This window comes from Mobilicoccus sp. (genome assembly GCF_032060985.1).
Taxonomy (GTDB): domain Bacteria; phylum Actinomycetota; class Actinomycetes; order Actinomycetales; family Dermatophilaceae; genus Mobilicoccus.
In genome coordinates, this window is sequence record NZ_DAMBGD010000010.1 from 105,593 (window position 1) to 127,895 (window position 22,303).

23 protein-coding genes, 4 tRNA genes and 1 pseudogene are annotated in these 22,303 nt (G+C 71.1%); 24 read left to right on the top strand and 4 right to left on the bottom strand.

Translation table 11 applies throughout. The annotated features are described in order from the left end of the window. Positions 1-67: 67 nt before the first annotated feature. Both RT054_RS09685 and RT054_RS09690 read left to right on the top strand, forming a co-directional pair. Positions 68-340 (top strand): annotated as a pseudogene (locus tag RT054_RS09685) (MFS transporter); the annotation flags it as partial. After that, a complete protein-coding gene (locus tag RT054_RS09690) occupies positions 324-1,199 on the top strand; it encodes an MFS transporter (protein ID WP_313023329.1) in 876 nt (291 codons plus the stop codon). The pseudogene RT054_RS09685 and the gene RT054_RS09690, both read left to right, overlap by 17 nt. 37 nt (positions 1,200-1,236) lie before the next feature. On the opposite strand, the gene RT054_RS09695 is transcribed toward RT054_RS09690, so the two are convergent. After that, positions 1,237-1,731, bottom strand: a complete 495-nt coding sequence (locus RT054_RS09695; RefSeq protein WP_312719800.1) for a YajQ family cyclic di-GMP-binding protein — start codon at positions 1,729-1,731, stop codon at positions 1,237-1,239. Between the two features lie 191 nt (positions 1,732-1,922). Between RT054_RS09695 and RT054_RS09700 the strand changes: the two genes are divergently transcribed. From RT054_RS09700 to aroQ, 6 genes are all read left to right on the top strand, one after another. Further along, positions 1,923-2,003 (top strand) — tRNA-Tyr (locus RT054_RS09700). Between the two features lie 126 nt (positions 2,004-2,129). Continuing rightward, the gene (locus RT054_RS09705; RefSeq protein WP_313023330.1) at positions 2,130-2,918 is read left to right on the top strand and encodes a helical backbone metal receptor; all 789 of its coding nucleotides are present in this window, start codon (positions 2,130-2,132) and stop codon (positions 2,916-2,918) included. Between the two features lie 164 nt (positions 2,919-3,082). Continuing rightward, positions 3,083-3,922 (top strand): enoyl-CoA hydratase-related protein, encoded by an 840-nt coding sequence (locus RT054_RS09710; RefSeq protein WP_312719797.1) that lies wholly within the window; start codon positions 3,083-3,085, stop codon positions 3,920-3,922. A gap of 202 nt (positions 3,923-4,124) precedes the next feature. Beyond that, the gene (locus RT054_RS09715; protein WP_312719795.1) at positions 4,125-5,894 is read left to right on the top strand and encodes an NAD-dependent malic enzyme; all 1,770 of its coding nucleotides are present in this window, start codon (positions 4,125-4,127) and stop codon (positions 5,892-5,894) included. Between the two features lie 197 nt (positions 5,895-6,091). Beyond that, entirely contained in the window at positions 6,092-7,498 is a 1,407-nt protein-coding gene (locus tag RT054_RS09720) for an MFS transporter (RefSeq protein ID WP_312719793.1), read from the top strand. 85 nt (positions 7,499-7,583) lie between these two features. Next, positions 7,584-8,048: a type II 3-dehydroquinate dehydratase gene (gene aroQ, locus RT054_RS09725; RefSeq protein WP_312719792.1), complete on the top strand. Its 465-nt coding sequence runs from the start codon at positions 7,584-7,586 to the stop codon at positions 8,046-8,048. Between the two features lie 138 nt (positions 8,049-8,186). Here aroQ and pntB read toward each other — a convergent pair whose 3' ends face one another. Together pntB and RT054_RS09735 are read right to left on the bottom strand one after the other, a co-directional pair. Then, entirely contained in the window at positions 8,187-9,623 is a 1,437-nt protein-coding gene (pntB, locus tag RT054_RS09730) for a Re/Si-specific NAD(P)(+) transhydrogenase subunit beta (RefSeq protein ID WP_312719791.1), read from the bottom strand. After that, entirely contained in the window at positions 9,623-11,203 is a 1,581-nt protein-coding gene (locus RT054_RS09735) for a Re/Si-specific NAD(P)(+) transhydrogenase subunit alpha (RefSeq protein WP_312719789.1), read from the bottom strand. Before RT054_RS09735 ends, pntB begins: the two co-directional genes overlap by 1 nt. Before the next feature lie 300 nt (positions 11,204-11,503). Between RT054_RS09735 and RT054_RS09740 the strand changes: the two genes are divergently transcribed. The 9 genes from RT054_RS09740 to RT054_RS09780 all read left to right on the top strand — a co-directional run bounded on the left by RT054_RS09740 (position 11,504) and on the right by RT054_RS09780 (position 16,402). After that, positions 11,504-12,127: a biotin transporter BioY gene (locus tag RT054_RS09740; protein ID WP_312719787.1), complete on the top strand. Its 624-nt coding sequence runs from the start codon at positions 11,504-11,506 to the stop codon at positions 12,125-12,127. Positions 12,128-12,149: 22 nt separating this feature from the next. Continuing rightward, on the top strand, positions 12,150-12,851 hold the full coding sequence (locus tag RT054_RS09745) for an ABC transporter ATP-binding protein (protein WP_312719785.1): 702 nt from the start codon (positions 12,150-12,152) through the stop codon (positions 12,849-12,851). Further along, a complete protein-coding gene (locus RT054_RS09750; protein WP_312719784.1) occupies positions 12,845-13,495 on the top strand; it encodes an energy-coupling factor transporter transmembrane protein EcfT in 651 nt (216 codons plus the stop codon). The genes RT054_RS09745 and RT054_RS09750 overlap by 7 nt, the downstream gene beginning before the upstream one ends. A 137-nt stretch (positions 13,496-13,632) precedes the next feature. Beyond that, positions 13,633-13,705: transfer RNA gene (locus tag RT054_RS09755), tRNA-Thr, on the top strand. A 60-nt stretch (positions 13,706-13,765) separates the two neighbouring features. Next, a tRNA-Met gene (locus RT054_RS09760) sits at positions 13,766-13,839 on the top strand. Positions 13,840-13,946: 107 nt separating this feature from the next. Beyond that, the gene (rpmG, locus tag RT054_RS09765; protein WP_312719782.1) at positions 13,947-14,114 is read left to right on the top strand and encodes a 50S ribosomal protein L33; all 168 of its coding nucleotides are present in this window, start codon (positions 13,947-13,949) and stop codon (positions 14,112-14,114) included. Between the two features lie 184 nt (positions 14,115-14,298). Continuing rightward, positions 14,299-14,748, top strand: a complete 450-nt coding sequence (locus RT054_RS09770; RefSeq protein WP_312719780.1) for a MaoC family dehydratase N-terminal domain-containing protein — start codon at positions 14,299-14,301, stop codon at positions 14,746-14,748. Beyond that, positions 14,745-15,260 carry a MaoC/PaaZ C-terminal domain-containing protein gene (locus RT054_RS09775; RefSeq protein ID WP_312719778.1) on the top strand — a complete coding sequence of 172 codons (516 nt, stop codon included), beginning with the start codon at positions 14,745-14,747 and terminating at the stop codon, positions 15,258-15,260. Before RT054_RS09770 ends, RT054_RS09775 begins: the two co-directional genes overlap by 4 nt. Continuing rightward, positions 15,257-16,402 carry a UDP-N-acetylmuramate dehydrogenase gene (locus RT054_RS09780; protein ID WP_313023331.1) on the top strand — a complete coding sequence of 382 codons (1,146 nt, stop codon included), beginning with the start codon at positions 15,257-15,259 and terminating at the stop codon, positions 16,400-16,402. The genes RT054_RS09775 and RT054_RS09780 overlap by 4 nt, the downstream gene beginning before the upstream one ends. Positions 16,403-16,593: 191 nt before the next feature. Here the strand turns inward: RT054_RS09780 and RT054_RS09785 are convergent, their stop codons facing one another. Then, positions 16,594-17,649, bottom strand: coding sequence for an adenosine deaminase (locus RT054_RS09785; RefSeq protein WP_312719775.1), 1,056 nt, complete (start codon positions 17,647-17,649; stop codon positions 16,594-16,596). A 183-nt stretch (positions 17,650-17,832) separates the two neighbouring features. Here RT054_RS09785 and RT054_RS09790 point away from each other — a divergent pair. The 7 genes from RT054_RS09790 (at position 17,833) to rplL (ending at position 22,275) form a co-directional block, all read left to right on the top strand. After that, positions 17,833-17,905, top strand: a tRNA-Trp gene (locus RT054_RS09790). Positions 17,906-17,994: 89 nt separating this feature from the next. Further along, the gene (gene secE, locus RT054_RS09795) at positions 17,995-18,264 is read left to right on the top strand and encodes a preprotein translocase subunit SecE (protein ID WP_312719774.1); all 270 of its coding nucleotides are present in this window, start codon (positions 17,995-17,997) and stop codon (positions 18,262-18,264) included. Positions 18,265-18,361: 97 nt separating this feature from the next. Then, positions 18,362-19,297, top strand: a complete 936-nt coding sequence (nusG, locus tag RT054_RS09800) for a transcription termination/antitermination protein NusG (protein ID WP_396837259.1) — start codon at positions 18,362-18,364, stop codon at positions 19,295-19,297. A gap of 209 nt (positions 19,298-19,506) precedes the next feature. After that, positions 19,507-19,935 (top strand): 50S ribosomal protein L11, encoded by a 429-nt coding sequence (rplK, locus tag RT054_RS09805; RefSeq protein WP_313023334.1) that lies wholly within the window; start codon positions 19,507-19,509, stop codon positions 19,933-19,935. 241 nt (positions 19,936-20,176) lie between these two features. Continuing rightward, a complete protein-coding gene (rplA, locus tag RT054_RS09810) occupies positions 20,177-20,890 on the top strand; it encodes a 50S ribosomal protein L1 (RefSeq protein WP_313023335.1) in 714 nt (237 codons plus the stop codon). A gap of 345 nt (positions 20,891-21,235) precedes the next feature. Beyond that, positions 21,236-21,817, top strand: coding sequence for a 50S ribosomal protein L10 (rplJ, locus tag RT054_RS09815; protein ID WP_312719769.1), 582 nt, complete (start codon positions 21,236-21,238; stop codon positions 21,815-21,817). A gap of 68 nt (positions 21,818-21,885) precedes the next feature. Further along, on the top strand, positions 21,886-22,275 hold the full coding sequence (gene rplL, locus RT054_RS09820; protein WP_312719768.1) for a 50S ribosomal protein L7/L12: 390 nt from the start codon (positions 21,886-21,888) through the stop codon (positions 22,273-22,275). Positions 22,276-22,303 lie beyond the last annotated feature (28 nt).

The following is a 22,303-nucleotide window of genomic DNA, read 5'->3' on the forward strand; positions in this document are numbered from 1 at the left end:
CGTCACGGCGTACCTGGTCAGCCTCGTCGGCTTCATTCCCGCCTCGGGGTGAGTCGCCGACCGGTTCGGCGACAAGCAGACCTTCGTGTTCGCCCTCGGGGTCCATACCGCGGCCAACCTGTGGGCCGGATTCGCCGGGTCGATGGGTGAACTCATCGCCGCACGCGTGGTCCAGGGTGTCGGTGGAGGACTCCTCACCCCGGTCGGGATGGCCATGCTCTTCCGGGCCTTCCCGGTCGCCGAGCGGGCGCGCGCCTCGGCCATGCTGTCGATCCCGACGACCTTGGCGCCGATGCTCGGCCCGGTCCTGGGTCAGCGCCCTCGTGCTGCGGCGCGGTGAACGACTCACCACGGGAGAGTTCGACCTCCTGGGATTCCTCACCGGCGGAATCGGTCTGGCCACCCTCCTGCTCGGTCTGGAGAGGGGCGCGAGTCAGGGGTGGGGTGACCGGTCGACGGTGTTCATCCTCGGCGTCGGAGTCTCCCTCGTCGTCGCGGAGCTCCGTGTGCGCGCCCCGATGATCGACGTGCGGTTGCTGCGAGAACGCACCTTCGCCATCGGCAACGCCGCTCTTCTCCCGGCAGCGGGCGCCACGATGGGCGCGCTGCTCGTCGTGCCTCTGCTCGTGCAGACCCACCAGGGGCTCAGCGCGACCGAGTCGGGGTTGCTCACCGCATTCCAGGCGATCGGCATGCTCACGCTGCTGCCGTTCACCAACCGACTCTTCCAGCGGTTCGGCGGACGCGCGCTGCTCGTCACCGGCTTCACGCTCATCACCGCCAGCCAGTTCGCCCTGATGCTGCTCGGGCCAACCACCTCCCTGAGCGTCATCCGCGCGTCGATGTTCCTCATGGGTATGGCCGGCGCCCTCGTCATGGTGCCGCTCCAGGCGATGGCCTTCTCCCGGATCTCCCTGCCCGACACCGCTCGCGCGTCGGCCCTGTTCTCCACCACCCGTCAGGTGGCGGCCAGCCTCGGCGTGGCCGTCATCGCCACGACTCTCACGGTGAGGACGGCCGTACACGTCGCCGACCTTCCGGCACAGGCGTCCGCGGCGCAGCGCAGCGCGGCGGTGTTCGGGGCCTATCAGGACGTCTTCCTCGTCAGCGGACTCCTCGGCATCCTCGGTGTGGGGCTCGCGCTGCTGCTCACCGGCGGGGGCGTCGGGCCTGCCGGCCGGGTGGGCCGGAGCTCCTGACACGCGGACGGGCTCGGGTCGGCCCGACCGCGGCGGCTCAGCGGTAGTTCGTGAACTGGACCGCGAAGTCGAGGTCGGCGTTCTTCAGCATCTGCTGGACGGCCTGGAGGTCGTCCTTGCTCTTGCTGCTCACGCGGAGCTCGTCGCCCTGGATCACCGGCTTGACGGTCTTGCCGAACTCGTCGCGGATGAGCTTGGAGACCTTCTTGGCGTTCTCCTGGCTGATGCCGTCCTTGAGCGCCGCGTCGAGCCGGTAGATCTTGCCGGAGGCCTTGGGCGTGCCCTCGCCGGTGTCGAGCGACTTGAGCGAGACACCCCGCTTGACGAGCTTGGTCTGGAGCACGTCGAGGACGGCGAGGCACCGCTCCTCGCTGTTGGCCTTCATGACGATGCTGTCGCCCGAGAGTTCGACCTCGGCGTCGACACCCTTGAAGTCGTAGCGCTGGGCGATCTCCTTCTGCGCCTGGTTGACGGCGTTGGCGACCTCCTGGTGGTCGACCTTGCTCACGATGTCGAACGAACTGTCGGCCATGCGAACCTCCTGAGGGTGGCGGTGTGCGTCGGTGAGTCGGCGTGGCTCACCGGCGCCGGTCTCTCGAGTCATTGTGCCCGCCACGCCGCGCGCGAGGGGATCGCGCCCTCGCACGCCCGAGGGGTGCCCGCAGGGGGCGCAGCGATTGGACGCCACCCGGGGCGATGTTGCTATCCTCGGACACGCACCACGGCAGGTTGCCCGAGCGGCCAATGGGAGCGGACTGTAAATCCGTCGCGAAAGCTACCAAGGTTCGAATCCTTGACCTGCCACGCCGAGCGAGGGCCCTGGATCCAGCAGGATCCGGGGCCCTCGTCGTGCACGGCGATCCCACGCCGGCCGGCGCACGGTCGGGTCGGTCGGACACGAGAGGGCGCCGTCCCGGGCAGGATGGGGGTGTGCGAGACGACCAGGGGACGTTCATCACCGTCGACGGACCGCCCAGGCGGGTGGTGAGCCTCGTGCCGTCCCTCACCGAGGCGATCGCCGTGAGCGCGCCGGGGATCCTGATCGGCGCGACGGAGTGGTGCACCCATCCTGCCGACCTCGACGTCCCCCGGTTCGGGGGGACGAAGAACCCCGACGTCGAGGGCGTCACGGCGGCCGCCCCGGACCTCGTCGTCATGAACGAGGAGGAGAACAAGCCCGAACACGTCGCGGCGCTGCGGGAGGCCGGGGTGGCGGTGTGGGTGACGGACATCCGCACCGTGGGGCAGGCGCTCACGTCGTTACGCGGCCTGCTCGAGGCGCTCGAGGCGCCCGAGCGCGACTGGCTCGCCGACGCCGAATCGGCCTGGGGTGGGGCCGCGCTCGTCGAGAAGAGGCGGCGCGCCGCGCTCGTCCCGATCTGGCGTCGACCGTGGATGGCGCTCGGGCGCGACACCTATGCCGGCGACGTGCTCGCCCGCCTCGGGGTCGACAACGTCCTCGCGCAGACGCCCGAGCGCTACCCCCGGGTCGACCCGGGGGAACTCGCCGGCCGGGTCGACCTCGTCGTCCTCCCCGACGAGCCCTACCCCTTCACCGGCGACGACGGTCCCGAGGCCTTCCCCGGTCTGCCGTGCGCGCTCGTGAGCGGCCGTCACCTCACCTGGTACGGACCGGCGATGGTCGAGGCGCCGCGGGTGCTCGCCGACGCGATCCTGGCGGCGGTGGCCCCCTCGTGCGGGGGACGCTCCGACCACTGAGCCGGGGCGCCCACCCTTCTGGCCTCCCGCGCGGGGTCGGGTCGCCTACCCTCACACGGTGAGGGAGGTGGCGCTCCGCCCGAGCGCCCCCGGCCTCCTGCCCGCCACCACGGTGACCCCGGCTGCCACCGGGGGATCCCGGCCCGTGACCCGAGGAGACGACGATGGACAGCACCGAGGACCTCATCATCGAGCGCGAGGGCGCGGTCGTCACGGTCACCTTCGACCGTCCCCACCGTCGCAACGCGTTCACCACCCCGATGTACGACGGGCTCCGTCGTCTTGCGATCGAGGTTCGCGACGACCCGTCGGTGCGTGCTCTCGTCCTCCAGGGCTCGGGCGGGGCGTTCGCGGCGGGTAACGACATCGGCGAGTTCGCCGAGATGACCACGGGCGCGGAGGCGGTCGCCTACGAGGCCCGGGTGCAGGACCTGCTCGTCGCCCTCTCGCGGTTGCCGCAGGTGACGATCGCCGCCATCGACGGGCTCTGCGTCGGCGGTGGACTCGCCGTCGCCACCTGTTGCGACCTGCGCGTCGCCACCGCCGACTCCCGCTTCGGGTACCCCATCGCCCGGACTCTCGGCAACGCCTTGTCACGCCCCCTGCTGGAGCGCTGCGTCCACGTCTTCGGGGAGTCGATGACGCGTCAGATGCTCCTCACCTCCCGCCTCGTCGACGCCGAACGCGCCTACGGGGTGGGGGCACTGCTCGCCGTCTCGCCCACGAGCGAGGGGCTGCGCGCCGAGGTGGGCTCGATCGTCGACGGCCTGCTGCGGGCCGCGCCGCTCACGCTCACGGCGACCAAGACCCAGCTCGACGCGATCACGGCCTCTCCGCTGCTCACCGACGCCGAGGCGCGGGCCGCCGACGACGCCCTCCTGGAGGGCGTGTACGGCAGTCCCGGGTTCCGAGAGGGCGTGCGGGCGTTCCTCGCCAAGGAGAAGCCGAACTTCGAGGTCGTCTCCGCGGCCCACTCCCAGACCGGGGCGGCCGGCCCCGCCTGACGCCCGCGTCGGGGTGCACCAGCCAGTGAGGTCGCCCTTCCGTCGTACACCGATGGCTGCCCTCGACGACCCCGGTGGACGATGCCCTGGTCAGGACGTCGCTCCCCGTCGGCGGAGCCGTGGCACCACATCGATGTATGACGGAAGGCCCCCGTCGGAGGCGAACCGGGACACGCGGGGGAGGGCTCCGTACCCTGAAGACATGGCGACGACGCAGAGGTCTGAGACGGATTCCGGGGTGGCCGAGGCGCAGGCTGCGCGTGAGGCGGGGTACCGCAATCCCTCGGGACCGCGGCCGCCGCGCCAGCGCGTGTGGGAGCGATCCCGGGACGTCCTCAAACAGCCGATCGTCAACCGCGGCACGGCGTTCACGCACGAGGAACGGCGCGAGCTGGGGCTCATCGGGCTGCAGCCGAGCGGGGTCGTCGACATCGTCGGCCAGATGCGGCGCCTCTACGAGCAGTTCCACACCCAGCCCGACGCCCTCGCGCAGAACCTCTTCCTCTCCGCTCTGCGGGACCGGAACGAGACCCTCTTCTACCGGCTGCTCTCGGAGAACCTCGAGGAGATGCTGCCGATCATCTACACCCCCACGATCGGGGAGGCCATCGAGAGGTTCAGTCACTTCTACGCGCGCCCGGCGGGGGTGTTCCTCTCGATCGACCAGCCCGACGACATCGAGGAGTCCTACCGCAACTTCGGTCTGTCCCCGGACGAGGTGGACCTCGTCGTCGTCACCGACTCCGAGGGCATCCTCGGGATCGGCGACCAGGGCGTCGGCGGGGTGATGATCGCGAGCGGCAAGCTCGCGGTCTACACGGCGGCGGCCGGTATCCACCCTCGGCGCGCGATCCCGGTCGTGCTCGACGTCGGCACCGACAACCTCGGCCTGCTCAACGACGACCTCTACATCGGAGCCCGCCACGCCCGGGTGCGCGGCGAACGGTACGACGCGTTCGTCGAGCGCTTCGTCGAGGTGACGACGGAGCTCTACCCCCACGCGATGATCCACTGGGAGGACTTCGGCGCGGGCAACGCCCACCGCATCCTCTCCACCTACCGGGATCGGTGCTGCACGTTCAACGACGACATCCAGGGCACCGCGGCCGTCGTCCTCGCGGCGGCCTTGTCGGCATGCCGCAGCGCCCACCTCCCGATCCAGGAACAGCGCGTCGTCATCCACGGCGCCGGCACGGCGGGCGTCGGGATCGCCAAACTCATGCGCGACGAGATGATGCGCGCCGGACTCACCCTCGAGGAGGCCAACGCCCGATTCTGGTGCCTCGGCAGCCGGGGCCTGATCTCCGAGCACCTCGGAGACCACGTGCGTGACTTCCAGCGCCCCTTCGCGCGCACGAGCGCCGAGCTCGCCGGGTGGCGGGTCAAGGATCCGACACGCATCGAGCTGGCCGAGGTCGTCCACCACGCGCAGCCGACGATCCTCATCGGCACGTCCGCGCAGGCAGGGGCCTTCACCGAGGAGATCGTCCGCGACATGGCGAGGACCGCCGAGCGGCCGATCATCTTCCCGCTGTCCAACCCCACCTCGCGCGTCGAAGCCGTGCCGGAGGACCTGCTGCGCTGGACCGACGGGGCCGCACTCATCGCCACCGGTTCGCCGTTCGCACCCGTGGAGCACGGCGACGTCACCTACGAGATCGCCCAGGCCAACAACGCCCTCGTCTTCCCGGGCATCGGGCTCGCGGTCACCGTGTGCCGCCCCACCCGCGTCACCGACCACATGATCGCGGCGGCGGCCGAGGCCGTCGGGCGGATCGGCAGCCGCGGCGGCCCGGGGTCGAGTCTGCTGCCACCGGTCGACCTGCTGCGCGCCGTGTCCGGGTCGGTCGCGATGGCCGTGTGCGCCGCGGCCGAGGAGGACGGCGTCGCCCGAGTGCACGTCGAGAACCCGGTGCAGGACGTCTTCGACCTCATGTGGCAACCGACCTACCGTCCCATCGACGCCGTCTGACGGGAGCCGGTCCCGCCTCACGGCCCCACCGATGCCCGAGGTGCCCCGAGGGCGTCCCGGCGCGGCGTGACCGGTGTCTCCTCACCCTGGGCGGCGCATCCGCGCGCGCGGGGGGGTCGACCTGTGCCATCCTCCTGCGGGCGACACGGGTCGCCGTGGAGGAGACCGCGTCGGGGTCCTCCGGCGAGGAGGACACGATGGGCGCAGGGTCGAGTGCGGGGATCGCCGGGGAGCGGGGACTGAGTCGCACCGAGCGGCTCGACCGGCTCTCGTTCAACCGGGCACACGGACGTCTGCTCGTCGGGGCCGGTGTGGGATGGGCACTCGACGCGATGGACGTCGGGCTCATCTCCTTCGTCATGGTCGCGCTCGCCAGGCAATGGCAGCTCGACTCGGGCACGCTCTCGGGAATCGCGTCGATCGGGTTCCTCGGCATGGCGATCGGGGCGGGGCTCGGCGGCCTGCTCGCCGACCGCATCGGACGCCGCCAGGTCTTCGCGCTCACCCTCCTCGTCTACGGGATCGCCACGGGTGCCTCGGCGCTCGCAGGCTCCGTGGCCGTGCTCATGGCGTTGCGGTTCCTCGTCGGGTTGGGCCTCGGTGCGGAGCTCCCGGTGGCCTCGACGCTGGTGAGCGAGTACTCGCCGAAGGCGATCCGTGGGCGGGTCGTCGTCGCGCTGGAGTCGTTCTGGGCGCTGGGCTGGATCCTCGCCGCGCTCGTGGGCTACCTCGTCGTCCCCACGAGCCCCGACGGCTGGCGGTGGGCGCTCGCGATCGGCGTCGTCCCCACGCTCTACGCCGTCGTCGTGCGGTGGGGTCTGCCCGAGTCCGTCCGGTTCCTCGAGGGCAAGGGCCGCCACGCCGAGGCCGAGAAGGCGGTGCGGCAGTTCGAGGCGCCCGCCGGCATCGTCCACGACACGCCGCTACCGCAGGACGACGCCGCCGCGGCGCGCATGGCCGCCCCGTCCGCGCGCACGAGAGGCCGCAGGGTTCGGGCCGGGCTCTGGACCGCGGAGTTCCGTCGCCGCACCGGCGCCCTGTGGGTGGTGTGGTTCATGGTGAACCTCTCCTACTACGGCGCGTTCATCTGGCTGCCCACGTTCATCGCCGGTCAGGGCTACGGCCTCGTGAAGTCCTTCGAGTACACGCTCATCATCACCCTCGCCCAGGTGCCCGGGTACGCGCTCGCGGCCTGGCTCATCGAGGTGTGGGGCCGCCGCGCGACCCTGGCGTCGTTCCTCGTGGGCTCGGCGGCGGCCGCCGGGTCGTTCGGTGCGGTGGGCTCGGGCGCGTTCTCCGTGCTGTCGGGACCGGGATGGCTCATCGCCGCCGGGTGTCTGCTCTCGTTCTTCAACCTCGGCGCCTGGGGCGCGCTCTACGCGGTGTCCCCGGAGATCTACCCCACCCGCATCCGCAGCACGGGCGCCGGGGCCGCCGCGGCGTTCGGACGCATCGCCTCGATCCTCGCGCCGATCGTCGCCGACCGTCTCGTGCGTGTCGGCGGACAGGGCCTCGTGTTCACCGTGTTCGGCATCGCGTTCGCGACGGCCGCCGTCGCCGCCCTGTTCCTGCCGGACCTCCGGCAGGCCGCCCTGGAGGAATGACCCGGCCCCGGCCCGCGCGCCACACCTGTCGCCTGCCACCGCGGCGTCCGCCCGGGCGCTTCCGACCGGTGCCAGACTTGACCGCATGATCACGACGACGCGTCCCCTCGTGGGGGTGCTCAACGGTCCGAACCTCAACCTCCTCGGCACCCGCCAGCCCGAGATCTACGGGCGCACGAGCCTGGCCGACATCGAGGCCCGCTGCGGCCGGATGGGCCGGGAACTCGGTCTCGCCGTCGAGTGCGCCCAGAGCAACCACGAGGGTGCCCTCGTCGACCAGGTGCAGGAGTGGCGTTCGCGGGCCTCGGCGTTCGTCGTCAACGCCGCGGCGTACACGCACACCTCGATCGCGCTGCGGGACGCGTTGCTCGCCACCGACCTGCCGTTCGTGGAGGTCCACCTGTCGAACGTCCACGCCCGCGAGGAGTTCCGGCACCACTCCTACCTCGCCGACGTGGCGATCGCCGTCATCGCCGGGTGCGGCGCCGACGGGTACGAATTCGCTCTTCGCCACCTCGCGGGCCGCCTCGTCCCGACGGTGGGGGCCTGACGCCCCGCCCCCGTCGACCTCACACCGGTGACCTCACACCGGAGGGTGGCTCTGAGACCGGCGGCGATACCGTCCGGTCTCAGCGCCACCCTCCGGTTCGAGGTCTGGTCGGCTGGGAGAACTCAGAGCCTGCGCTGCTCAGAGTTCGCGAAGGATGTCGTCGACGCGATCCTTGGCGTCGCCGAAGAGCATCTCGGTGTTCTCCTTGAAGAACAGGGGGTTCTGCACCCCCGCGTAGCCGGTGTTCATCGAGCGCTTGAACACGATGACCCGCTCGGCCTTCCACACCTCGAGCACGGGCATCCCCGCGATGGGGGAGGTGGGGTCGTCCTGCGCCGCGGGGTTGACCGTGTCGTTGGCGCCGATGACGAGCACGACGTCGGTGTCCGGGAAGTCGTCGTTGATCTCGTCCATCTCGAGGACGACGTCGTAGGGCACCTTGGCCTCGGCGAGGAGGACGTTCATGTGTCCCGGCAGACGCCCCGCGACGGGGTGGATGCCGAACCGGACGTCGACGCCGCGCTCCCGCAGGCGGGCGGTGAGGTCGGCGACGGGGTACTGCGCCTGCGCGACCGCCATGCCGTACCCGGGGGTGATGATGACCGAGCTGGCCTCCTTGAGCGCCTCGGCGACCTCGGCGGCCGTGGTCTCCTGGTGCTCGCCGTACTCGGTGTCACCACCGCCGACGGCGGCACCGTCGGAGCCGAAGCCCCCGGCGATGACGTTGAGGAACGACCGGTTCATGCCCTTGCACATGATGTAGCTGAGGTAGGCACCCGAGGAACCGACGAGCGCACCGGTGATGATGAGCAGGTCGTTGGCGAGCAGGAAGCCTGCTGCCGCGGCCGCCCATCCGGAGTAGCTGTTGAGCATCGAGACGACCACGGGCATGTCGCCGCCGCCGATGGCCGCGACGAGGTGGAACCCGAGGAACAGCGCCGCGAGGGTGAGCACGCCGAGGAGCGACTGACGGAGGAACAGTTGTTCCTGCGGGACGAGCACGTACACCACGGTGAGCACGACGAACGCGATGAGGATGCCGAGGTTGATGAGGTTGTGCTTGGGCAGCATCATCGGCGCGGACTTCATCCGACCGGACAGCTTGAGGAACGCGACGATCGAGCCGGTCAGGGTGACGGCACCGATGAAGACGCCGACGAACACCTCGGCGTCGTGGACGCCCGCGTGCTCCAGCGGCCGCTCGTAGGAGGAGTTCCACCCGACGAGCACGGCGGCGAGGCCGACGAAGCTGTGGAGCAGGGCGATGAGTTCGGGCATCCCGGTCATCGCGACGTTGCGGGCCCGCCAGATGCCGATGACGGCGCCGATGGCCATCGCGAGGAGGATGAGGCCGAGGCCGATGACACCCGAGCCCTCTCGGGCGGAGGCGGCGGCGTTCGACTGTACGCCGAGCACGGCGGCCGCGATCGTGACGAGCAGGGCGATGCCCATGCCGGCGACGCCGAATCGATTCCCGCTGCGGGCGGTCTCGTGGGTCGAGAGCCCGGCGAGGCTGAGGATGAACAGCAGGCCCGCGATGATGTACGTGCCCTGCAGGAGAGTGAGCTGGAGCATCAGGCGTCGCCCTTCTTGAACATGTCGAGCATCCGTGCGGTGACGGTGAAGCCACCGAAGACGTTGATGCTGGCGACGAGGATGCCGAGGAACGCGAGCACGGAGATCAACGGATGGCTCGGATGCCCGATCTGGAGCAGCGCGCCGACGATGATGATGCCGCTGATCGCGTTGGTCACGGACATGAGCGGCGTGTGCAGCGCGTGGTGCACGTTGCCGATCACGTAGTAGCCGATGACGCAGCTCAGCATGAAGACCATGAAGTGGTTGAGGAACGGCTCGGGGGAGACCGTCGCGATGCCGAGGAACGCCAACGCGGCGACGGCGGCGAGGATGCCTCGGGTGCCGGCCGACATCGGCTTCTTCACCTTGGCCTCACGGCCGCCGGCGGTGTCGACATCGGTGCCGGCCGCGGTGGCGCCACCCGCCCCACCCGTCGCGGGGGCGGGCGCCGCGGAGACCTGCACCGGCGGCGGGGGCCACATGATCTCCCCGTCCTTCACGACGGTCATGCCGCGCTGGACGACGTCGTCGAGGTCGAGGACGGCCTGCCCGTCCTTGCCCGGGGTGAGCAGCTTGAGCAGGTTGACGAGGTTGGTGCCGTAGAGCTGGCTCGACTGCGCGGGCAACCGACCGGCGAGGTCGGTGTAGCCGAGGATGATGACGCCTTGCTCGAACACGACGCGCTCGCCGGGGCGGGAGCCCTCGACGTTGCCGCCGTTGGCCGCGGCCATGTCGACGACGACCGTGCCGGGCTTCATGAGCCGCAGCATGTCGGCGGTGATGAGGCGCGGCGCGGGACGGCCGGGGATGAGCGCGGTCGTGATGACGATGTCGACCTCGGGCGCCTGCGCGGTGTACAGCTCGGCGGCCTTGCGGTTGTAGTCCTCACCGGTCTCGCGCGCGTACCCGTCGGTGGAGACGACCTTGTCGGCCTCGACGTCGAGGAACTCCGCGCCGAGGGACTGGACCTGTTCGGCCACCTCGGGGCGGGGGTCGGTGGCCCGGACGATGGCGCCGAGGCTGCCCGCGGCGCCGATCGCCGCGAGACCCGCGACACCGGCGCCGACGACGAGGACCTTGGCCGGGGGCACCTTGCCGGCGGCGGTGACCTGCCCGGTGAAGAACCGGCCGAACTCGTGCGCCGCCTCGATGACGGCCCGGTAGCCCGAGATGTTCGCCATCGAGCTGAGGACGTCGAGGGACTGCGCGCGCGAGATGCGCGGCACGGCGTCCATCGCGAGCACCGTGATGCGACGGGTGCCGAGCTTCTCGACGAGCTCGGGTCGCAGCGCCGGACTGATGAGCGCGCAGAGGATCGCCCCGTCACGCAGGGCGGCGATCTCGTCGTCGGAGGGCGCGTTGACGGCGAACACGATGTCGGCACCCCAGGCGTCGTACGCGTCGCCGAGGCTCGCGCCGGCGTCGACGTACGCCTGGTCGGCCAGTTTCGCGAACTCGCCGGCGCCGGTCTCGACGACGACGTCGTAACCGAGCTTGCGCATCTTGGTGACGGTGTCGGGTGTGGCGGCGACGCGGGTCTCCCCGGGTTGCCGTTCTCTCGGGATTCCGATGATCACGGGCGAAGTTCTCCTTCGGCGGTCAGGGCGACGGCTCGTCGCGATGTGCCCGATCGGGACCGGGCGATGCCGCCCCCCGTGGGTGCGACCATGCGGCCATCGAGCAGAGTGCATCATGACGGGGGTACTGCACACAGGCTTTCGTCCCGATCGCCGGTGGCGCGACCTTCGGCTCCGAGGGCTCCGTCACACTTCTGCCGGCCACCGGCCCGGGCCGTGAGCAGGGCCACCGGCGAGGGGTGCTCCCTCCGCGCCGCTCCACCCCACCGCCCGACCCCAACCGCCGATCCAGGAGGTCCCATGTCGTCCCTCGCGAGCCCCCCGCCGGAGCGCACCCGCGAACCCGGATCTCCGCGCGTCGGTGCCCGCGACCTGGCGCTGATCGCGGCGATGGCGGCGCTCGTCGCCGTCCTCGGGATGCCGGGTGCCCTGTACCCCTTCGGCGAGGCCGTGCCGATCACCCTGCAGTCCCTGGGCGTCATGCTCACCGGTGCGCTCCTGGGCTGGAAGCGCGCGGGCCTCGCGATCCTCGCGTTCCTCGCGCTCGGGGCGGCAGGCCTGCCGGTCCTCGCGGGAGGGCGGCCTCTGCTGCCGGCGCTCGCCGGTCCCACCGTGGGATTCATCGTCGGGTACCTCCTCGGGGCGATGTGCGTCGGCGCGCTCGTGGACCGCGCGGCCGCACGTCTCACGACGGGACGCCTCGCGATCGCCGTCCTCGTGGGCGGCATCGGGGTCGTCCACCTCTGCGGCATCCCGGGGATGATGTGGCGGCTCGGTCTCGGGTTGCGCGAAGCCGTGGTCGCCGACCTCGTGTTCCTGCCCGGGGACCTCGTCAAGGCCGTCGTCGCGACCATCGTCGCCGCTGCCGTGCACCGCGCCCTGCCCACGCTCCTGCCCTCGACCTGGGCCGGCCGCCGCCTGTGAGGCCCGCGCAGGGGCGTCACGCATGATCGAGTTCCGCGACGTCCGACACTCGTACGGGGACCGCCAGGTCCTGCGCGGGGTCGACCTCGTCATCGAGGGCCCCCGCACGGGGATCATCGGTGCGAACGGGTCGGGCAAGTCGACCCTCGCGCGCATGGTGAACGGGCTCGTCGAACCGACCTCCGGTCGTGTGCTCGTCGACGGCCTCGACGTCGCCCGTCACGGACGCGAGGTGCGCCGCCGCGTCGCCTTCGTCTTCCCCGATCCCGAGGCCCAGATCGTCATGCCGACGGTGGCCGAGGACATCGCGTTCTCCCTGCGCCGACGGCGCCTGCCGCGCGAGGAGATCGAGGCCCGCGTGGCCGCCGCCCTCGAGCGGTTCGGTCTCGTCGATCACCGCGACCACCCGGCCCACCTGCTCAGCAGCGGTCAGAAGCAGTTGCTCGCCCTCGCCTCGGTCACGGTCCTCGACCCGGCGATCCTCGTCGCCGACGAGCCGACGACGATGCTCGACCGTCGCCACTCCCGTGCGGTGATGCGGCATCTCGAATCCGCCGAGCAGCAGCTGGTCCTCGTCTCCCATCAAATCGAGCTGTTCACCGAGTGGGAACGGGTGATCGTCGTCGACGAGGGTCGGGTGGTCGCCGACGGGCCCGGGGCGTCCTCCGTCGACTTCTACTGCGCGCTCATGGACGGCGCCGCAGAGGGTGGCGCGGCGTGCTGACGTCGGTCTACCGCCCCGGTTCCTCGTTCCTGCACCGGGCGCGACCGGGGGTCAAGCTCGTGGGGCTGCTCGTCCTCACGACAGTCGTCGTGGCCGTGCCGTCCCTGCGGGTGCTCGGCGTGGTGGCGGCCGTGGTGGTCGTGCTCACGCTCGCGGCGGGTCTCGGGGTCCGCACGGTGGGCGCGCTCGTGTGGCCGATGCGATGGATCGTCCTCGTCCTCACCCCGTTGCAGGTGTGGACCGTGGGCTGGGAGCGGGCGGTGCTCGTCGTCGGGGGTCTCGTCGTCGCGGTCGCCGCCGCCGGCCTCGTCACCGTGACGACGCGCGTGGCCGACATGATGGACACGATCGTCGCCGTCGTGCGGCCCCTCGAACGGGTGGGCGTGGACGCCGAGCGGGTCGGCCTCGTCATGGCGTTGACGATCCGGTCGATCCCCGTCGTCGCTCGCACGCTCACCGAATGCGGGCAGGCGCGGCGCGCCCGGGGTCTGGAACGCAGCCCGCGCGCTCTGCTCGTGCCGTTCGTCGTGCGGACCGTGCGGCACGCGGAACGGGTGGGGGACGCGCTCGTCGCGCGAGGGGTCGACGATGCGCCGGAACCGCAGGTCGGCGCGGGTTCGTACGGCCCCGGGACCCGGCGCTGACGGCGCGATTTCGTCATCGACGCCGCTTGCGTGTATCGTCGTTCAGGCGCCGACGCGAGCACGCCTCGTGCCGGTGCCTTCGAGAATGTCACAGTCCGTGGTCGCAGTCCGCGATCCTCGGGCATCGGCATCTCGGTGCCCCGATAGCTCAGTCGGCAGAGCGTCTCCATGGTAAGGAGAAGGTCTAGGGTTCGATTCCCTATCGGGGCTCAGGTCGCGATCGACACGGCCGAACCGTCTCGCGCGGATCAGATCGGTCGTCGCACCCCTGGCGGGGTAGCTCAGGTGGTTAGAGCACACGACTCATAATCGTGGTGTCGCGGGTTCGAGTCCCGCCCTCGCTACTCGCGTGACGTCTCCCGCCCGGGGAGACCGTCATGCAGGGAATCATCCGAGAAGTCTCCGTGTTGAACTCCCGCATCCTTCCCGAACGCGAAAGACAGGTAGTCCCGTGGCCAAGAGCACCGACGTCCGCCCCAAGATCACCCTGGCGTGCGCGGACTGCAAGGACCGCAACTACATCACGAAGAAGAACCGGCGCAACGACCCCGACCGCATCGAGCTGTCGAAGTACTGCCCCAAGTGCGGCAAGCACACCGCGCACAAGGAAACGCGCTGATCCCTTCCTGATCGAGCCCCACGACGGCCGCCCCCACGGGGCGGCCGTCGTCGTGTCCGGGTGCGTCCCACGGCGCGTCGGCAGGCGCGCCCGACAGGGGTGGGGCAGGGCCGGCACCGCACGTCGCACGGGCCCACGAGGGTGAGAGGACGGGCTGTCGGCGTGCTGCACTAGGGTTCCGGCCATGGGTGTGAACACCGCCTTCGAGGGGCGCAGCTATCCGCCGGGCGAACCGTTCGTGGTCGGCCGTGAGCACGTGAGGGCCTTCGCCTCCGCGGTCGGGGCCACCGATCCGGTTCACCACGACGTGGCGGCGGCACAGGCGGCGGGCTTCCCCGACGTCGTCGCCCCGCCTACGTTCGCGGTCGTCGTCGCCCAGCGCAGCGAGGCCACCTACGTCGCCGACCCCGAGGCCGGTGTCGACTTCAGCCGGCTCGTCCACGGCGAGGAGACCTTCGTCCACCACCGTCCCGTGGTGGCGGGCATGGTGCTCGTCCCCACCCTCCACGTCGACCGGGTCCGCGAGGCGGGCGGTCACGGTCTCGCCTCCACCCGCGTCGAGATCTGCGGTGACGACGGGCAGCCCGTCGTCACCGTGCGGTCGAGCGTCGTCATCCGAGGAGCGGGCTCATGAGCAGCCACGACCGTTCCGCATCCCACCCCGTCCTCGCCGACCTGTCGGTGGGGGACGTCGTGGCCACCCGCACGATCCACGTCGATCGGGCGCGCCTCGTCGCCTACGCCGCCGCCTCCGGGGACCTCAACCCCATTCACTGGGACGAGCGCTTCGCCGTCTCGGTGGGTCTGCCCGACGTCATCGCCCACGGCATGTTCACGATGGGCGCCGCCGGAGAGCTCGCCTCGCAGTGGGCCGGTGGGCCGCAGCACGTCACGTCGTGGGGCTGCCGCTTCGTCAACCCCGTCGTCGTCCCGTACGAGGGCGGCGCCGACATCGAGGTCACCGGCACGGTCAAGAAGGTCGACGCCGACGCCGGTGAGGTCACGCTCGAGCTCGCGGTCACCCAGGACGACACCAAGGTGCTCGGCCGAGCCCTCGCCGTTCTCGCGGTCCCCGGCCGTGACGCAGAGGGCGATGACGGGGCCCCGCCCCCCACCGCGCCGCCGACGGGTGCGGAGAACCGATGACCACCACGGGCCACCCGGCCGACCAGACCTGCCCCTTGCTGTCCGCGCACACGACGATGCGCGTCGGAGGGCCGGCGCGGCGTTTCGTCGTCGCCGAGACCACCGACGAGCTCGTCGACGCCGTCCGTGTCGTCGACGAAGCCGACGAGCCGCTGGGGGTGCTCTCCGGCGGGTCCAACCTCGTGGTCGCCGACGACGGCGTCGAGGGGGTCGTCGTCAAGGTCGCGACGCGCGGCATCACGGTGGAGTCGCAAGACGCGTGCAGCGGTGCGACGGTGCGCGTCGCGGCGGGGGAGCCCTGGGACGCGTTCGTCGAGCACGCCGTCGCCTCCGGCTGGGCGGGTGTCGAGGCGCTCTCGGGCATCCCCGGGTACGTCGGCTCGACCCCGGTGCAGAACGTCGGCGCCTACGGCCAGGAGGTCGCCCAGACGATCGCGCGGGTGCGCACGTGGGATCGGGCCCGTGAGCAGGTCCGCACCTTCACCGGCGCGGAGTGCGACTTCGCGTACCGCCACTCGCGGTTCAAGGGCACCCCGATGCCCGCGCGCACGTCCGGCGAGGCCACCTCCGCCGGTCTCGGCGGGATGTCGCCGCGGTACGTCGTCCTCGACGTGACGTTCCAGTTCGAGCTCGCCGACCTCTCCCGGCCCATCGCCTACGCCGACCTCGCCACGGGCCTCGGAGTCGACCTCGGGGCTCGCGTCCCCCTCGCCGACGCACGGGAGGCCGTGCTCGAGCAGCGCCGCCGCCGCGGCATGGTCTGGGATGTCGACGACGCCGACACGTGGGGCTGCGGGTCGTTCTTCACCAACCCGATCCTCCCGACGCCCACCATGGACGCCCTCGCCGCCCGCGTCCGCGAGGTCGCGGGCGACGACCTCACCCCGCCGCGCTTTCCCACCGGCGAGGGTCAGGAGAAGACGAGCGCGGCCTGGCTCATCGACAAGGCCGGTTTCGGCAAGGGGTACGGCCTCCCCGGCCCGGCCGCCCTGTCCACCAAGCACGTCCTCGCCGTCACCAACCGGGGCGAGGCCACGGCCGCCGACGTCGTCGCCCTCGCGCGCCGCGTCCGGGACGCGGTGGAGGAGCGATTCGGCGTCCGGCTCGTCAACGAGCCGGTACTCGTCGGCCTCACCCTCTGAGCCCCGGCGCCGACGTGGCACCCGGGCCACGGGCGGTGTCTCACCGACGGCGGGTACGAGCGCGTCAGGTGCGTGACCTCGTCGACCCGCCATCGTCGATCGTCACGGCCCGCCGTCCGGGACCGTGGCGTGCTGGGCCAGGGCGTGCTGGGCCACGGCGTGATCGGGCTCCGTCCCCGGTGCGGCGACGTTCACCCGGGTGAGGTGTCGGTCCTCGGTTCGCCGGGAGTCCGGAGCCAGGTGTCGATGTCGACGAGGGCGTCGTCCTTCACCGATTGCGGGGCGCGGCTGCCGCGGATCGACATGCGGGCGAGGTCGGCGAGGGCGTCGTCGTCGAAGGCGTGCACGCTACGGGCGATCTCGTACTGGTCGGCGAGGCGGGAGCCGAACAACAGCGGATCGTCGGCGCCCAGGGCGATCTGCGCGCCCGCGTCGTAGAGGGGGCGCAGCGGCACGTCGAACGGGGTGGCGTAGACCCCGAGTCCGACGTTGCTGCCCGGGCAGACCTCGAGGGTGACGCCGCGGCTCACGACGTCCGCAAGCACCTCGGAGTTTTCGACGCTGCGGACCCCGTGGCCGATCCGGTCGGGCCGGGCGGCCTCGAGGGTGGCGTGGACGGCCTCGGGCCCGAGGAGTTCTCCGCCGTGGGGGACGATCGCGAGGTCCGCGCGTCGGGCGATGCGGAAGGCGCCCTCGAACTCCTCGATGTGGCCGCGGCGCTCGTCGTTGGACAGGCCGAACCCGACGACCTCGCCGGGGCCGTCACCGGCGTACCGGGCGGCGAGGCGCGCGAGGGTCCGTGCGTCGAGGGGGTGGCGGATCCGACTCGCCGCCACGACGACCCCGACCCCCACGGGGCCGGCGCTGCTCACGCGGCGGGCCTCGTCGAGCACGATCTCGAGCGCCGGGGTGAGGCCCCCGACGAACGGGGCATAGCTCGTGGGGTCGACCTGCAGTTCCAGCCACCGCGACCCTTCGGCGGCGTCGTCCTCGGCCGCCTCGGCGACGATCCGACGCATCGCCGACTCCGACCGCACGCACGAGCGCGCCGCGTCGTAGAGGCGTTGGAACCGGAACCACCCGCGCTCGTCACGGGCCGCGAGGGCGGGTGGCCAGTCCTCGACGAGGGCGTGGGGGAGCCGCACCCGCTGCTCCTCGGCCATCTCGAGCAGGGTCGTGAACCGCATGGACCCGGTGAAGTGCAGGTGCAGGTGCGCCTTGGGGAGCGTGTGGACCGGCCTTCTCACTTGTCCAGTGTCACAGACGAATCGACCGAACCCGGGGAGACCGGTGCGCATCGGCTGTACGCGCGGGGCTCCGACGTGCGGCGACGCGCGCAGGGCGGGACGCCGGTTGGCGTATCCGGCGGCCTCTCCCGTATGATTCCCGTCTGGGTGAGTCCGGCGCGCCTGCGCACCGATCCCACCCGTAGGGCAGTGGCTCAATTGGTAGAGCACCGGTCTCCAAAACCGGCGGTTGGGGGTTCGAGTCCCTCCTGCCCTGCGAGAACGATCAGAAGCCGAGGACGAAAGGGTCGCCGCGGAGCATTCCCGTTCCCGCCCCACGGGGCGTGACCCAGGAGATGAGGACACGTGAGCGACCACGACACGGCGACGCGGGCAGCGTCGGCGCGGGAGCGTCGCCCCCAGGGCGGCAACGCCGTCACCCGGTTCTTCTCGGCCATCGGCCTCTTCTTCAGCCAGGTGCTCGACGAGATGCGCAAGGTCGTGCGACCCACGCGCAAGGAGCTCACCACCTACACCATGGTGGTCATCGTCTTCGTCACCGCCGTCATGCTCTTCACCATGGGCATCGACGCCGTCGCGAGCCGCCTCGTCGGCTGGGTCTTCGGCGGGGCCTGACCCGCACCCGGCTCATCACGCCGTTCGTCATCCCCATCGTGGACCTCGTCCGATCCAACTCCGGGCGTGGAGTATCAGCAAGGAAGTGAGTTCACCCGTGACCGAGTCGGAGTACCAGTCCGAGGCCCCCGAGGACACCCAGGCGTCCTCGCCCACCGACGAGGTGGAGGCGCGCGAGCTCGAGGTCGACGACACCGACGCGCCGGCGGACGACACGCAGATGGACGTCGAGACCGACGAGGTCGATGTTGCCGACGCCGACGTGACCGACGCCGAGGTGACCGACGCCGAGACCGATGACGTCGCCGAGGGCGGTCCTGCCGAGGTCGGCGGCGTCGACGCGGACGAGCCCGCCGAGCCCCAGGCCGCCGAGCCCGTCGCTCAGGACGACCAGGTCGAGGTCGCGGCGGTCGAGGAGGACCCGGTCGAGGCCCTGCGGAAGGAGCTGCGCTTCCTTCCCGGCGACTGGTACGTCATCCACTCCTACGCGGGGTACGAGAACCGCGTGAAGCAGAACCTGGAGCAGCGCGTCACCTCGCTCAACATGGAGGAGTACATCTTCCAGGCCGAGGTGCCGATGGAGCAGGTCACCGAGATCAAGAACGGGCAGAAGAAGGTCGTGCGCCGCGTGCGGATGCCCGGGTACGTGCTGGTCCGCATGGACCTCACCGACGAGAGCTGGGGCGCGGTGCGCCACACCCCGGGCGTCACCGGGTTCGTCGGCAACGCCCACCAGCCCGTGCCGCTGAGCCTCGAGGAGATCGTCTCGATGCTCGCGCCGCAGGTCGAGCGCGAGGCCGCCGCCGGTGCCGCGTCGGCAGCGAGCCGTCAGGAGTCGGCGACCGTGGCCTCGAGCACCGTGGTCGACTACGAGGTCGGCGAGTCCGTCACCGTCATGGAGGGCCCCTTCGAGACGATGCCGGCGACGATCTCCGAGATCCTCCCCGAGCAGCAGAAGCTCAAGGTCCTCGTGTCGATCTTCGGCCGTGAGACCCCCGTGGAACTCGCGTTCAACCAGGTCGCCAAGATCTGAGGACGTCCCACCGATTCACCGCCGCGCCCGCTCCGGATCATCCGGGGCGGGCGCGGTGCCGTCGGACGCGATTCGCCTCCGGCCCCGCCCGACGCGTACCGTGGACCCTCGGTGCCCGGCGCGGGTCGGGCATCACCGGTCGGGCCCCCGGCCGAGTGCAACCGGGTCATCGCCCACGGCGTGGGCCCACGAAGCGAAAGAGGAGCGACATGCCTCCCAAGAAGAAGGTCTCCGGGTACATCAAGCTGCAGATCCAGGCCGGTGCGGCCACGCCCGCGCCGCCGGTGGGTCCGGCCCTCGGTCAGCACGGCGTCAACATCATGGAGTTCGTCAAGGCGTACAACGCCGCGACGGAGTCCCAGCGCGGCAACGTCATCCCCGTCGAGATCACGGTCTACGAGGACCGTTCGTTCACCTTCATCACGAAGACGCCGCCCGCCGCCGAGCTCATCAAGAAGGCCGCGGGCGTCGCCAAGGGCTCCGGGGAGCCGCACAAGGCCAAGGTCGCGAGCCTCACCGACGACCAGGTGCGTGAGATCGCCGAGCAGAAGATGGCCGACCTCAACGCCCACGACATCGAGCAGGCGAAGAAGATCATCGCCGGTACGGCCCGTTCCATGGGCATCACGGTCGCCTGAGCAGGATCGACCGACGGGCGCCCCGAGGCGCCGCAGGCGAGGACCGCAGGTGTGCGCACCTGCGGTCCTCGCGCGTCCGGGCCCGACGGTTCGGCCCCGGGCGGGCGACTTTCATGCCCGCCGGGGGCGTGTGGCAGACTTGACCCTTGTGGCAGGGCCCGGCGCGGCCCGATCGACCACGACTCCCTCGCCCACGCGGCCACTGCGGCCCCGATCGGGTGCCATCCACATGAGGAGCGTCATGAAGCGCAGCAAGAACTACCGCGCTTCGGCCGACAAGATCGACCGGAGCAAGCTCTACTCCCCGCTCGAGGCCGTGCGCCTCGCCAAGGACACTTCCACCACCGCCTACGACGCGACCGTCGAGGTCGCGTTCCGCCTCGGTGTCGACCCCCGCAAGGCCGACCAGATGGTGCGCGGAACGGTCAACCTGCCCAACGGCACCGGTAAGACCGCGCGTGTCCTCGTCTTCGCCAACGGTGCGAACGCCGAGGCCGCCCGCGAGGCCGGCGCCGACTTCGTCGGGTCCGACGACATGCTCGAGAAGGTCCAGGGCGGCTGGCTCGACTTCGACGCCGTCGTCGCGACCCCCGACCTCATGGGCAAGGTCGGTCGCCTCGGCAAGGTGCTCGGCCCCCGTGGTCTCATGCCGAACCCGAAGACCGGCACGGTGACGATGGACGTCGCCAAGGCCGTCACGGACATCAAGGGCGGAAAGATCGAGTTCCGCGTCGACAAGCACAGCAACCTGCACTTCATCATCGGCAAGACCTCGTTCGACGAGAAGGCGCTGATCGAGAACTACTCCGCCGCGCTGGAGGAGATCCTTCGTCTCAAGCCCTCGGCGAGCAAGGGCCGGTACATCACCAAGGCCACCATGGCCACGACGATGGGCCCCGGCATCCCGCTGGACCAGAACCGCACCCGCAACCTCCTGGTCGAGGACGAGGCCTGAGCCTCCGATCGATCACGCGTCACGCCCGCTCCGGCTGCTGCCGGGGCGGGCGTCGACGTTCCACGCCGACCCCGACCCGTGCGGCGGACCGCCGATCATCGCTCCGACCACCCGATTTGGTCCCGACGGCGCCGGGCACGTATCGTCATAGGCGACCCATGACCGCCGGTCGTCGGAGGCTCACGCCTTCGACCGAAGGTCCCCGCAGACGGGGCGTCCAGCGCAGGCCACCGAGAACGTTCACCGAGCAGATCCTGTTCGGTCGTGTGCTCCCGTTGCCCTGTGCACGGGAGCTTTCGTCGTCTCGGGGGACCTTGGGTGCCGGCATCACCTTAAGGAGGCCCTATGGCAACGCCCGCGAAGCAGGCAGCCATCGCCGAGCTCACGGACAAGTTCCGCGAGTCCGGTGCGGCCGTGCTGACGGAGTACCGCGGCCTGTCCGTGGCCCAGCTCTCCGAGCTCCGCTCGCAGCTGCGCCCGAACGGCAGCTACGCCGTCGCGAAGAACACGCTCACCGAGCTCGCCGCGAAGGAGGCCGGAGTCACGGCCTTCGACGGTCAGCTCGTCGGCCCCTCGGCCATCGCCTTCGTCACCGGTGACCCGGTCGAGGCGGCCAAGGTCCTGCGTGACTTCGCCAAGGCCAACCCCCTCCTCGTCATCAAGGCCGGCGTCCTCGACGGCAAGGCCTTGAGCGCGGAGGACATCACCAAGCTTGCCGACCTCGAGTCGCGTGAGGTCCTGCTGGCCAAGGCCGCAGGCGCGATGAAGGGCAAGCTCAACCAGGCCGTGTCGCTGTTCGCCGCTCCGCTGTCGCAGACGGCGCGCGTGATCGACGCCCTCCGGGCGAAGGTCGAAGAGACCGGTGGGGCCGCTGCGGCTCCCGCCGAGGCCCCCGCAGACGCCGCCGAGGGTGGCGACGAGGCCTGACGCATTCGCGTCCGGTCACCCCCGTTCAGCCACTCACGGCACGGTTCGTATCAGGAAGGAAGCCAATCATGGCGAAGATGTCCACCGAGGAGCTCCTCGGCGTTTTCGAAGAGATGACCCTCATCGAGCTCTCCGAGTTCGTCAAGGCGTTCGAGGACAAGTTCGAGGTCACCGCTGCGGCTCCGGTCGCGGTTGCGGCCGCGGGCGCCCCGGCCGGTGGCGGCGACGCCCCCGCCGCGGAGGAGAAGGACGAGTTCGACGTCATCCTCGAGTCCGCCGGTGACAAGAAGATCCAGGTCATCAAGGAGGTCCGCGCCCTCACGAGCCTGGGCCTCAAGGAGGCCAAGGACCTCGTCGACGGCGCCCCCAAGCCCGTCCTCGAGGCCGCGAAGAAGGACGACGCGGAGAAGGCTAAGGCTGCCCTCGAGGGCGCCGGCGCCACCGTCACCCTCAAGTGACGATCGCCGCATCGCGCTGAGCCTCCGC